At 67.5% G+C, this 12,491-nt stretch carries 13 protein-coding genes; 9 read left to right on the forward strand and 4 right to left on the reverse strand.

The window, feature by feature from the left end; all coding sequences use genetic code 11:
- Positions 1-83: 83 nt before the first annotated feature.
- Entirely contained in the window at positions 84-323 is a 240-nt protein-coding gene (locus OG555_RS03170) for a mycoredoxin (RefSeq protein WP_329484761.1), read from the forward strand.
- 98 nt (positions 324-421) lie between these two features.
- Positions 422-2,803 carry a hypothetical protein gene (locus OG555_RS03175; protein ID WP_329480989.1) on the forward strand — a complete coding sequence of 794 codons (2,382 nt, stop codon included), beginning with the start codon at positions 422-424 and terminating at the stop codon, positions 2,801-2,803.
- Here OG555_RS03175 and nudC read toward each other — a convergent pair whose 3' ends face one another.
- A complete protein-coding gene (gene nudC / locus OG555_RS03180; protein WP_329480991.1) occupies positions 2,804-3,727 on the reverse strand; it encodes an NAD(+) diphosphatase in 924 nt (307 codons plus the stop codon).
- A gap of 39 nt (positions 3,728-3,766) precedes the next feature.
- On the opposite strand from nudC, the gene deoD reads away from it, so the two are divergent.
- Together deoD and OG555_RS03190 are read left to right on the forward strand one after the other, a co-directional pair.
- Complete coding sequence (deoD, locus tag OG555_RS03185; RefSeq protein WP_328518646.1) at positions 3,767-4,480, forward strand: purine-nucleoside phosphorylase; 714 nt, start codon at positions 3,767-3,769, stop codon at positions 4,478-4,480.
- A 203-nt stretch (positions 4,481-4,683) separates the two neighbouring features.
- Entirely contained in the window at positions 4,684-5,064 is a 381-nt protein-coding gene (locus OG555_RS03190; RefSeq protein ID WP_329480993.1) for a hypothetical protein, read from the forward strand.
- On the opposite strand, the gene OG555_RS03195 is transcribed toward OG555_RS03190, so the two are convergent.
- On the reverse strand, positions 5,065-5,706 hold the full coding sequence (locus OG555_RS03195; RefSeq protein ID WP_329480995.1) for a TetR/AcrR family transcriptional regulator: 642 nt from the start codon (positions 5,704-5,706) through the stop codon (positions 5,065-5,067).
- A gap of 192 nt (positions 5,707-5,898) precedes the next feature.
- Here OG555_RS03195 and OG555_RS03200 point away from each other — a divergent pair, with 192 nt between their 5' ends.
- From OG555_RS03200 to OG555_RS03210, 3 genes are read left to right on the forward strand one after another with little or no spacing between them, the layout of a single operon-like run.
- Positions 5,899-6,705 carry an SDR family NAD(P)-dependent oxidoreductase gene (locus OG555_RS03200; protein WP_329480997.1) on the forward strand — a complete coding sequence of 269 codons (807 nt, stop codon included), beginning with the start codon at positions 5,899-5,901 and terminating at the stop codon, positions 6,703-6,705.
- A gap of 4 nt (positions 6,706-6,709) precedes the next feature.
- Entirely contained in the window at positions 6,710-7,834 is a 1,125-nt protein-coding gene (locus OG555_RS03205; protein ID WP_329480999.1) for a DUF5938 domain-containing protein, read from the forward strand.
- An 11-nt stretch (positions 7,835-7,845) separates the two neighbouring features.
- Complete coding sequence (locus tag OG555_RS03210; RefSeq protein WP_329481001.1) at positions 7,846-9,414, forward strand: acyl-CoA synthetase; 1,569 nt, start codon at positions 7,846-7,848, stop codon at positions 9,412-9,414.
- Here the strand turns inward: OG555_RS03210 and OG555_RS03215 are convergent.
- Positions 9,400-10,083: a GOLPH3/VPS74 family protein gene (locus OG555_RS03215; protein ID WP_329481003.1), complete on the reverse strand. Its 684-nt coding sequence runs from the start codon at positions 10,081-10,083 to the stop codon at positions 9,400-9,402. The genes OG555_RS03210 and OG555_RS03215 overlap by 15 nt on opposite strands.
- 67 nt (positions 10,084-10,150) lie before the next feature.
- Positions 10,151-11,080 (reverse strand): sigma-70 family RNA polymerase sigma factor, encoded by a 930-nt coding sequence (locus tag OG555_RS03220; RefSeq protein ID WP_329481004.1) that lies wholly within the window; start codon positions 11,078-11,080, stop codon positions 10,151-10,153.
- 161 nt (positions 11,081-11,241) lie between these two features.
- On the opposite strand from OG555_RS03220, the gene OG555_RS03225 reads away from it, so the two are divergent.
- Both OG555_RS03225 and OG555_RS03230 read left to right on the forward strand, forming a co-directional pair.
- Complete coding sequence (locus tag OG555_RS03225) at positions 11,242-11,790, forward strand: Uma2 family endonuclease (protein ID WP_329481006.1); 549 nt, start codon at positions 11,242-11,244, stop codon at positions 11,788-11,790.
- A 125-nt stretch (positions 11,791-11,915) separates the two neighbouring features.
- The gene (locus tag OG555_RS03230) at positions 11,916-12,458 is read left to right on the forward strand and encodes a Uma2 family endonuclease (RefSeq protein WP_329481008.1); all 543 of its coding nucleotides are present in this window, start codon (positions 11,916-11,918) and stop codon (positions 12,456-12,458) included.
- Positions 12,459-12,491 lie beyond the last annotated feature (33 nt).

Below are 12,491 nucleotides of genomic sequence, written 5' to 3' on the forward strand. Positions count from 1 at the left end.
GATACGTCGAAGGCAACCCTAGACGGGCCGCCGGACAGAATCCCCTCCCACTCCATAGGAGTCAGCCGATGTCGCCCGACTCGATGAACACGGTCACGATGTACTCGACGCCCTGGTGCGGTTACTGCCACCGCCTGAAGGGCCAGCTGAAGCGAGCCGGCATCGAGTTCACCGAGGTCGACATCGAGCAGCAGCCGGAGGCGGCGCAGCTGGTCGAGAAGATCAACAACGGCAACCAGACCGTGCCGACCGTCGTGTTCCCCGACGGCACCGCGATGACCAACCCGTCGCTCGCGCAGGTCGCCGAGAAGCTCGTCGCCTGATCTTTCCGGAACGCGGGCGGGTCATATCGCCTGAGTTATGGACATTACGGTCATGACCGTTATACCTTCCTGGGACCAACGTCGCAGGGAGCCCGCCCATGATTCCGCGCCGTCATGTTCGCTCTGCCTTGTCTCGCGCCGTCGCGACCCTGGCCGTCACGCTGGGCCTGCTGGCCGGCGGCGGCCCGGCCGCGACCGCCGGGCCGCCTGATCCGGTCAGACCAGGGCTGCCATTTCCGTTCCCCTCGGAGAACGGACCGATCCAGCCGCCGACGACCCCGTTCGGCCCGGCGGACGACGTCATCCGCGACCTCGGTTCGCCGGTCAGCTCGCTCACCGTCATGGAGGGCGCAATCGGCAAGCTTCCGGACGGACGCGACGTCGTGTACGCCGTACCCGCCGGTGAGAACGCACGTCTCAACGTTGTGGACCTGCACACCCGCCAGCTGATCAGCGCCACGCCGCTCCCGGGCGCCGCGGGCGGGTGGGCGATCGTGGTGGCGCCGGACGGCAGTGTGTACGCCGGCACCTACCCGAACGCGCACCTCTACCGCTACAGCCCTGACACCGGCACGGTGACCGACCTGGGTCAGCCGATCCCGGGTGAGTCCCAGATCTACGGCCTCACCGCCGACCAGGACGGCAACGTGTACGCCGGGACCTATCCGACCGCGCACGCCTTCAAGTACGACCCGTCGAACGGTCAGGTCACCGACTACGGCTCACTCGACCCGGTGCAGCAGTACGCGCGGTCGACGGTCTACGACCCGGACCACCACAAGCTCTTCGTCGGCGTCTCCACTCCGAATGCCCGGCTCTTGCGGATCGACGTGGAGACCAAGGCGGTCGAGGACATCACTCCCCCGGGTACGACGGCCAAGGACTTCATCGACCTCGACTACGCGGGCGGACGGGTGTTCGCGAACGCCAGTAGCCGCCTGGTCGTGGTCGACGCGGTGACCGGTGAGCAGGTCAAGTTCACCGACTCCGCAACCGGCACCCAGGTGATGGACTACCCGATCGCCGCCCGTGGCGTCTCCGCGGCCGGTCCGGGTGGCGTGTACTTCACCAACAACACGCTGGCCCTCACTCACTACGATCTCGACACCAACACCGTCGGTCCGGTCTCACCGCCGCGGACACTCACGCGTGGCGCCTCGATCGGCTACGGCTGGGTGACGGAGAACGGCGTACCCGTGCTGTACGGACTGGCCGGGAACTACTCCGGCGGAACGTTCCGCTACAACCCTCAGGACGGCACGCTCGCGCAGTGGAGCTCGCCGTTCCAGTACGCGCCGTCCCCACTGATGCACGAGCTCGCGGACCCCGTGACGGGCAAGGTCTTCGTCAACGTCTACCTGAACGGCTCCACCGGCATCTACGACCCGGCCACGGGCAAGACGACCATCACCACGCGGCAGGGTCAGGTCGAGGCCTGGGGCTGGGACGGCACCGGCAAGATGTACGTCGGTATCTACCCCTATGGCCGCCTGTCCCTCTGGGACCCGACCGCTCCGGACAGTCCGACCAACCCGAAGGAACTGTTCAGCCTGGTCGACAGCCACCACCAGAACCGACCCGTGTCGGTCGTCCCGGCCGGCAACCGCGTGTACGTCGGCACCACTCCGGCGTACGGCGAGTACGGCGGAGCCCTGACCGTGTTCGACGTACCGACCGGAGCCTTCACGGTGTACCGCAACCTGGTGCCCGATCAGACGATCGCATCCGTCCTGCCACTCGGTGCGGACGTTTGGGCCGGCTCCGGCATCGAGGGCGGCCAAGGCACCGAGCCGAAGGCCTCAGAGGCCCACCTGATCAAGGTCGACCCGTCGACCGGTCAGGTGCTGTCCGACATCGTGCCGGTGTCCGGCGCGGCCAGTATCAACGAGCTGATCGCCGGACCGGACGGCAATCTGTGGGGCCTGGCCGACGGCATCGTCTTCGTCGTCGATCCGTCCACGGGCCAGGTGGTCCGCCAGATCCCGGTGTTCGGCGGAGTCACCGGCGCCAACGACGGAGCACTGTCCTGGCGGGACGGCTACCTGTACGGCGTTACCGGCGGACGGCTGTTCGTCCTGGACATCCTCAGCGGCGAAGCGACCATCTTGCGCGACCACGGCCTCAACCGACTCACCCAAACGCCCGACGGCACGTACTACACGCTGCTGCGACCGGACGGCTACACGAGCCCGACCAACCTGGCCTCGTACAGCCCACCGGTCGACGGGTGTCCGCAGTCGGACGTCCGGTCGACGGTGTGGACGGGGAACATCGACAGCCACGTGGTGAACCGCTTCCCGACCTACGGCTGCACGCTGACCGACGAACTTCCGGATGCGAAGTCGGACTGGCCCAGCCACGCCGCCTACGTCAGCGCGGTCAACAAGAGGGTCAGAGAACTCGAGGACGACGGCACAGTGGAAAGCTGGGAGGGAATCCTGATCCGCGTTGCCGCGGCGAGGTCGGACGTCGGCAAGTGATCACCAGCTTCCGGTGAGCTCCTCGCCGTACCAGCCCTCGATCAGGCGGCGGGAGATGGAGATGTTGCCGGGGAGGGCCATCGTGCCGGCTTCGACCAGCGCACGAAGGTCCTCCCGGGTGAACCACCTGGCCTCGGCGATCTCGTCGGCGTCCACCTCGATGTCGAAGTTCGACGCCTTGGCGAAGAAGCCGAGCATCAGGCTGGACGGCAGCGGCCACGGCTGACTGCCGGCGTACTCGATCTCAGGCCCCACGACCACACCGGTCTCCTCCAGGACCTCACGCCGTACGGCGGCCTCCAGAGACTCACCGGGCTCGACGAAGCCGGCAAGCGTCGAGTAGCGGCCCTCCGGCCAGGCCTCGTTGCGGCCGAGCAGAGCACGGTCCTGGTCGTCGGTGACGAGCACGATGATCGCCGGATCACTGCGCGGGAAGTGCGACAGCCCGCACACCGGGCACTGCCGGACATGTCCTGCGTCGATGACCTCGGTGTGCGCGCCACAGTTCGCGCAGTGCGTGTGGACGGCGTGCCAGTTGGACAGACCGATCACGTTGACCGCGATACCGGCCTCCCGGTCGCTCAGCACCGCGCCCATCTCGCGGAGTCCGGCATACGACTCGTCCGCCTCGGTGCCCGCGAGTACGGCGAAGACAGCACGACCGTCCGCGGTCTGGCCCGCACCGGACTCGCGGTCGATGCCCAGGAAGACGCGGATGCCGTCCGGCGCCTCGGATGGGGGCAGCAACCGCAGTGCGGCGCGGTCAGCGGTCACCAGCAACTTGTCGCCGGCCACCAAGGCCACCTGGGTGTCCGGCGCCGCCCACGCCTTGTCCAGCCACTCTTCGTCACGCCTGCGATCGGCGGCGCGGTCGAGCACGGACCGGGACAGGGCTAGCGAACCTGGAGCGATGGAGTAGGCCACGTGCCTCAACCTACCCCGGCACCGTGAGAGCATCCCCGCATGAGTATTCACATCGCCGCCGAGAAGGGGCAGATCGCACCGCGGGTGCTGTTCCCCGGCGACCCACTGCGGGCCAAGTGGATCGCGGAGACCTACCTGTCGGACGTGACCTGCTACACCGAGATCCGGAACATGTTCGGGTTCACCGGCACCTACAAGGGTGAGCGGATCTCCGTGCAGGGTTCCGGCATGGGCCAGCCGTCGGCTTCCATCTACGCGCACGAGCTGTTCGCGGAGTACGACGTACAGACCCTGATCCGGGTCGGGACGTGTGGCGCGCTGACCGAGGCCGTCCGGGTCCGCGACGTGATCGTGGCGATGTCCGCGAGCACCGACTCGCAGATGAACCGGCTGCGCTTCCACGGCATCGACTACGCGCCGACCGCGGACTACCAGCTGCTCCGCGCGGCGGTGGACGCGGCCGAGGCGGCCGGGCTGAACGTGCACGTCGGCCAGGTGTTCTCCGGCGACCTGTTCTACAACGACCGGCCTGACCTGGTGTCGCGGACGGCGGAGTACGGCGTACTCGGCATCGAGATGGAAGCCTCGGCGCTCTATACGCTGGCGGCCAAGTTCGGCCGTCGCGCGCTCGGCATCATGACGGTCTCCGATCACCTGATCACCAAGGAGGAGACGACCGCCGAGGAACGCCAGACGACGTTCTCCGAGATGATCACGATCGCCCTCGACGCGGCGATCGAGGTGCCGGTCTGAACCCCCGGCAGGGCGCGGCCGTCCTGGCGTGCGCCGCGATCCTCATCGGTACGGCGGCCTGCTCCGGCAAGTCCGACGACAGCAAGTCCGACGACAGCAAGTCGGCTGCGACCACCTCCAGCACTCCGACGTCCGGTAGCCCGACGGCCTCCTCGAGCGCGAGCACCACTGCGGAGAAGCTGCCGGACCTGACAGCCGCACAGGTGGTCGCGGCCTTCGCCGGCAAGAAGTACCAGTGCAGCACCGACGAGGCGTACCAGACGTGTAGCCAGGGCACCACGTCGATCCAGGTGCTGATCGGGACGCACCCACGGCCGCCGGTGCTCTCACTGCAGGCGACCGGGGTAGCCGCGGAGGCGACGACGAAGCTGTCCGACTTCGCACCGCAGGCGCTGGAGATGGCCCACGTGAATCCCCGCGGTCAGATCGCCGACTGGCTGAAACAGCAGCAGGGCAAGGCGTCGGCGCAGACCACGGCCGGCAACTGGACCGTCGAGTTCTCGACCGAGGTCGACTCCGACCAGCCCGGAGCGATCCTCACGCTGACCGACAAGCTCTGCAAAGCGAACTGCGGAGCCGAGTAGTTAGGCCGCGACGAGTTTGGGGAGGACCTGCTTGACCCGATCGGCCAGCAGGTCCGCCACCTTCTCCGGGTCCTCGGCGTAGCCGACCACGGCCTGCTCGAACAGGCCGTCGACCAGTGCGTACGCCGTCGGGGCGTCGACGGTCGGAGTGCCGCCGGCCAGGTCGGCGTAGCGGCTGAGGATCCGCCAGATCATCTGCTCCAGCAGCTGATCGATCGCCACGACATCCGGCCGGAGCTGCTCCTCGAACATGCTCTGCGCCCGCAGGTCGTACCAGAGCCGGTGCATCGGGGTCTCCTCGACCAGCGTCCGGGTCATCTTGCCCAGGAAGCCGACGGCCAGTTCGTCGGCCGAGGTCGCGGTCTCGACGACCTCGTCGTACCGCTGTGCGCACTTGGTCTTGTAGTACCGCACGCAGTAGCTGATCAGGTCGATCTTGTCGCGGAAGTAGTAGTGCACGACGCCGTGGGTGAACTCGGAGTTGTTCGCGATCTCCCGCAGGCTGGTCCGCGCGTACCCGAGCTCGCCGAGCGTCTTCAGCGCCGACTCGGCCAGCGCGATCCGGCGGCGCTCGATCTTGTCGATCCTCGAGACCCGGGCCGGCCGGTCCGGGTCAGGGGCGTTCGCCGAGATCGCGGTCATCGCACACTCCCCAGTCGTCCGGCGGGTTCGTTCGCGTCAGCGTACCCCGCCGCGGGCCAGGCGCGTCCCACGGCGGGGAGATTTTCTTGACAAGTGTCCAACAAAGTCTTGACGAGTGTCAAAACCCTGACCAGAGTGTGAATCGAACCCGGTGTCCTTCGAGGCAGTGTTCTTCGAGTAAAGGAGCTTCAGATGGGCGGACTCGATCTCTCTGGCCGCAAGGCCCTCGTCACCGGCGGGGCCCAGGGGCTCGGCGAGGGGATGGCGAAGGCGCTCGCCGCGGCCGGCGCCAAGGTAGTGGTCAGCGATCTGCAGAAGGACGCCGGCGAGGCCGTCGCCGACGCCCTCGACGCCGAGTACGGCGGCGGCAACGGCTTCGTCGCCCACGACATCACCGACGAAGGCAGCTGGGAGAACGCCGTCGTCGCGGCCAACGACATCCTCGGCGGCCTGGACATCCTGGTGAACAACGCGGGCATCGAGATCACCAGCCTGCTCACCGAGGTGACCGCCGACCAGATCCGCAAGATGCTCGACGTCAACGTGCTCGGCACCACGCTCGGGATCAAGTGGGGCCTGCGGACCATGCGTCCGGACGGATTGGCCGGCCAGGGTGGCGCGATCATCAACGTCTCGTCGGTCGCCGCGACCATCGCGTTCCCAGGCATCGCGGTCTACTCCGCGACCAAGTCCGCGGTCGACCGGCTCACCCGGGTCGCCGCGATGGAGTCCGGCAAGCTCGGGTACGGCGTACGTGTCAACTGCATCTACCCCGGCCTGGTGCCGACCGCGATGGGCGCCGGTCTGGCCAACGACTGCGCCGAGCTCGGACTGTTCGAGTCGCCCGAGGCCGCGGTCGCCGCGGTGATCGGCCTGACGCCGGCCGGACGGCTCGGTGAGGTCGCCGACATCGCCGACGCCGTCGTCTTCCTGGCCTCGGACGAATCACGGTTCATCACCGGCATCGGTCTGCCGGTCGACGGTGGCATGGGGATGTGAGGGGATGAGTAACAAGCCTGTCGTCGTGTACGGCGCGTCCGGCTACACCGGACGGCTCGTGTGTGAGTACCTCCGTCATTACCACGTCCCGTTCGTGGCCGCCGGTCGCGACGAGGCCAAGCTGAAGGCGTCGATGGATTCCCACGTTCCGGGAATCGAGACCGCCGACTACGAGATCGCGACTGTCGAACATGACGTCGCCGCCCTGACCGATCTGTTCAAGGGCGCGTCAGTCGTGCTCAACACGGTGGGACCGTTCAGCGAGCTCGGCCCAGCCGCTGTCGAGGCGGCTCTTGCGGCCGGTGCGCACTACACCGACACCACCGGCGAGCAGGACTGGCTGATGACCTGCGACGAGAAGTACGGTCCGCAGTTCGCCGAGGCAGGACTGTTGCTGGCTCCGGGAATCGCACAGATGTACACCACCAGCGAGATCGCGGCCCAACTGTGCCTGGACGAGCCCGGCCTGGACACCCTGGACATCGCGGTGTTCTGGGGCGGCAGTCCGACCATCGCGTCGACCCGGACCATCCTGGTCAACGCGGCGACGTCCAAGGCGCACTTCCTGGAGCACAACGAGTTCGTCGAGTTTCCCGAGCAGGGCCTCGTGCCTCTGGTGGTGCCAGGGCAGCACGAACTCGCCCTGTCCCTGCCCTGGGGCGGCATGTCGCACCCGGTCTGGTTCAAGCGCGATCCGCGCGTGGCCAACTGCAAGGCGCAGGGCGGTGTCTTCAACGCCGCACTGATGAACGGCGTACCGCAGATCGTCGCCGCAGCACTGGAAGCCACCAAGGACATGGCTCCCGACGAGCGCGACGCAGCTCTGACCGCGACGGCCCGGCAGGTGATGAACCAGATGCCGCCCCGGGAGAACCGGCGGGTGAACAAGACACTGGACTCCGTCCACGCCTCCGGTCCACTCGGCCGGGCGCACTGTGTCATCCACGGCAACAGCAACTACCAGCAGACCGGTCTGCTCCAGGCGTATGCGGCGTACTCACTGCTGCAGACACCGCCGAAGCGTGTGGGCTTCGCGAGTGGTTGCCAGGCGTTCGGTCACCATGAGCTGCTCGGCGTACTGCGCAGCTTCGGACTGGTGTCCGAGCCACAGCTGACCAGGCTCCACTGAGGGGAGTCACAGTGCGACTGGTCGACTACCTCGACAAGGGCGCCTCGCTCGGTCCGGACGCAGCCTGCCTGACCACCGACGGCGAGACACTCTCGTACGCCGAGGTGCAGCAGCTGTCGTTCCGGATCGCGGCCGGCCTCGCGGCGACCGGCGTACGACCGGGTGGCAAGGTCGCGATCCTGGCGGCGAACGATCCGATCGCGTTCAGCTGCGTGTTCGGGATCAGCCGCGCCGGGGCGGTCTGGTGCCCGATCAACCCGCGCAACGAGGCGGCCGAGAACCGCGAGGTACTCGACCAGTTCGACTGTGAAGTACTGATCTACCAGGCGGCCTTCGAGCCCCTGGTGAACAGGATCCGGGACGAGCTGCCGAAGGTTCACACCTTCGTCTGCCTGGACCGGGATCCCGGCTCCGGCCCAACCCCCCACCTCCAGGGCCGGACCGTCGGTTGGGACGCGTTCTTCGGGGGCGTGTCCCAGCCGGCACCCGATCTCACCGGTCCCGACGAGTTGGCGTTGATCGTCGGGACCGGTGGGACCACGGGGCGGCCGAAGGGCGTGATGCTGAGCAACGGCAACCTGGAGACGATGACGGCGCTGACCCTGATGGGATATCCGTTCGGCGATCGGCCGGTCTACCTCGCGCTCGCTCCGCTGACCCACGCGGCCGGCGTGCTGTGCTTCCCCGTGCTCGCGTCCGGTGGCGAGATCGTCATCATGCGGACGCCCGACGTCCACGGGTTCCTGGAGCTGATCCCGCGGCATCGCGTGACGCACACGTTCCTGCCGCCGACGGTGATCTACATGGTGCTCGCGGCGCCGGAGCTCGACAGCACGGACCTCTCGTCGCTGCGCTGCTTCTGGTACGGCGCCGCGCCGATGTCGGTGTCGCGACTCGAGGAGGCGCTGCTGCGGATCGGCCCGGTGATGGCTCAGTTCTTCGGGCAGACCGAGGCGCCGATGATGATCTCGATCCTGCCGCCGGCCGAGCATTTCGATGCCTCCGGCAACATTGCACGAGGACGCCTGGCATCGGCCGGACGGCCGGCTCCGCTGGTCACGACCGCGATCATGGCCGCGGACGGGTCCCTGCTCCCACGGGGGGAGCGGGGCGAGATCGTGGTCCGCGGTTCGCTGGTGATGAAGGGGTACTACCGCAATCCCGAAGCCACCGCGGAAGCCTCGGCGTACGGATGGCACCACACGGGTGACATCGGCTACCTGGACGACGAGAACTACCTGTACATCGTCGACCGGGCCAAGGACATGATCATCACCGGCGGCTTCAACGTGTACTCCACCGAGGTCGAGCAGGCGCTGATGGCGCACACCGCGGTCCAGGACTGTGCGGTGATCGGTCTGCCGGACGACAAGTGGGGCGAGCGGGTGGTGGCCGTCGTCCAACTCCAGCCCGGCGCGTCGGTCGAGGCCGCAGAGCTGATCGCCTTCGCCAAGGAACGCATCGGCAGCGTCAAGGCACCGAAGGACGTCCTGGTCTGGCCCGACCTACCGCGCTCCAAGGTCGGCAAGGTTCTGAAGCCGGACATCAAGGCCCGGCTGGCGGCCTCAACTACTCCCTGACGCGGCAGCCGTAGAGCTGGCGACGACGATCGCCGCGGTGACTGCGGCCTGCATCTCGGTGACGGCCTTCCGCACCGCGTCCGCGGCCCAGTCCGACTCGGCGATCTGCTTCGCCCGCTGCTTGAGCGCCTTCTTGTCCACCGCATCGGTGACAACCTTCGCTACGACGTTCAGCGCGCTCAGCAACGCGATCAGCGCACCGGTGCGCTCGTCCGGCGTGGTGCCCACCTTCAGCACGGCCTCGAGCTTGGAACGCACCTCAGCTTCGTGCCGAGCATCCTTGGCCGGCCAGCGGGTCACCGGGAACAGCCCGAGCACCTTGTCCTCGTCCGCCTCCAGCACCCCGCGGTCGGCGAGCCGGGTGAGCAGTTGGTCGCGCAACTTCTTCGAGAGCCGGCCGATCTGATCCTTCGGCCGCTTGCCAGGCTTGCCCACCACGAACGCCAGCCGCTCGTCCAGGATCGGATCACCGGTCGGCGCGGCATCCAGCACCTTCAGCCGACCGGGCTTGACCCCGTCCCCGGCAGCGGTGATGTCGGTCTTCCCGAGCAGCGTCAGCTCGATCAGCACCGCACCCGCCAGCGCGTAGTCCAGGCCTGGCGACCCGGCGATCGGCTTCCCACTCTCGTCGTCGTACAACAGCAACAAGAGATCCTCGGCAATCAACATGCCTCCACCGTAGGCAGCCCGGGTGCCGCCACGCATCCACCACGCGGCCTACGTCGAACATCCGCCTTCAGTAGTGGTGACCGTTGAGCTCCACGGGCTCGCCGAGCTCGGCGGCGACCTCGGTGAGGAAGTCGGGCGAGAAGTAGTACCAGCGGATCGAGCGGACCCTGCCATCCTCGGTGGTGAGGCGCATCAGGTCGTTCACGGCGGCCTTGCCGTCCTTGACGATGCGGATGACCAGCACTGGCTCGTCCCACAGGTCCACAACCTGGGCTGTGTAGCGGTACGGCTTCGCCGGGTCCAGGGTGTGCTCGATCGAGCCCCGCCGGATCTGGTCGGCGCCGTACTCGGTCAAGACACCCAGGATCTCGCTGTCCGCGTCAGCGAGGAGGAGTGCGGTCAGCCGCGGCACGTCGTACGCCGTGAACGCCTCGGCGACCGCATCGAGCAAGCGGCGGTCCGGGGCCTCGCGGGTCTTCAGGGACCGCTCGCGTCCGGGCGAGTCCAGCCGGCCGCGTCCACGGTGCAGTGCGGCTTTGACAGCACCCAAGGAGGTCCGCAGTACGTCGGCGACCTCGGCGAGCGTGAAACCGAACAGGTCCTTCAGGGCGAGCGCTGCCCGCTCCTGCGGCGGCAACAGCGTCACGAGCTCAGCCCAGGCGTCCCGAACCTCCGCTGGATCCGTACCGGCAGGTGCGGCCTGTTCCAGTGACTCCACGAGGACGGGCATCTGCTTGCGGTAGCTGTCGACGTACGCGTTGGTCGCCACCCGAAAGAGCCAGGCACGCGGGTTCGCGATGGGGCTGTGCGCCTGCGCGGCCTGGGTGAACGCGCGGGCAAGCGACTCCTGGACCAGGTCCTCGGCGTCGAAGGCATTACCGGTCAGGCGGCGGCAGTACGCGTACAAGTCGGAGCGCAGCGGCTCCAGTCGGTCGAGGAACTGCTTGCGCGCGTCCCAGGCGGCTCGGAGCTCCGGCAGGTCGAGTGCGTCGGTCATGGTCATACCAGTCTGGACGGCTGCGGGGGCCGTCAGGATACGGGCCGGTTTCGACTGCATCTTCCGCTTCCTGTCGCCGTTACTGGACCGGGAGGGTCTGCTGGCGCCTTCACTGTGGATAACTTCCGCGGCGTGTCACCGGAATCGGTCAAGCTGTTCGGGTGATCAGCGAACAGACCGTCCAGAGGCGGCCAGGCATCGCGGAGCCTGACCAGCCACCCGTGCCCCGAGACGGCAGACGGTACGAGGTCGTGGATGGAAGCCTGCTCGTCACGGGCGCCCAACCACCGGTCCACCACGCAGCGGTCGTAGCGCTCATGATCCAGCTGAAACACGCCTGCCCACCGAACCTCCTCGTCTCCGTAGGCTCCCTCGACTTCCGTCCCACCCGCAGCATCTCCCTCCGCCCCGACCTCCTCGTCTGCCACCGCCCAGACGCCGGCCGCAACCTCCTACAAGCCCCACCCCTCCTGACCGTCGAGGTCCTCTCCCCCTCCACCCGCACCACCGACATAGTCCTCAAACGCACCCTTTACGAACGCCACGAAGTCCCGTCGTACTGGCTGCTGGACCCCACCCACCACGAACTAACAGTCCTGCAACTGACCGACACGGGCTACATCTGCCAAGCCGTGGTCCAAGCCGAACAAACCTTCCACGCCACCCAGCCGTTCCCCATTGCCCTCACCCCCGCGGACCTGACGAGATGACCGCCGTGCGGGGCACCAGGGGCAGATACCGGGGCAACCCGGGGCAGATCACCGAAACGGCACCGACCACCTCTCCGACCCCGCCATGCTGGTCCAGTGACCGAGAAGGAGGCACCATTGTGTCCGTGGAAACCCTTGAGTCAGGGCCCTACACGTTGGCCTACCTCGACATCGCACCCGACGACGGGAGACGGCGCGAAATCATCGACGGTGGCCTGTACGTGACGCCGTCACCTTCGAGGATCCATCAGAGAGCTGTGGTCCAGCTCAGCTCCACGCTCAATGTCGCGCGCCCAGCCGGGTTCGAGGTCCTCGTCGCACCATTCGACTACCGGCCGACGTCCAAGCGCTCGCTCCAGCCCGACGTGCTGGTGTGCAACCCCGACGAGCATGGTGCGAAGCACGCAAAGAAGCCGCTGGCCCTTGCGGTCGAAATCCTGTCGCCGAGCACCAAGATGCTCGACCTCCTTCTGAAGCGCGGGGTGTACGAGCAGGCCGGCGTACGCTCCTACTGGATTCTGGATCCGGACAAGGAAACTCTGACCGTGCTCGAGCTCGTGGATGGCGCCTACCTCGAGCGAGACGTAGTCGCCGGTGAGAAAGTCTTCGAGGCGACGCTTCCGTTCCCTGTGCAGGTCATCCCGGCTGAGCTGCTCCGCGCGCCCTAACCGATCGCGCTGTTGGGCAACGGATCGAGAAGC

The sequence above is a fragment of the Kribbella sp. NBC_01484 genome, assembly GCF_036227145.1.
GTDB lineage: Bacteria > Actinomycetota > Actinomycetes > Propionibacteriales > Kribbellaceae > Kribbella.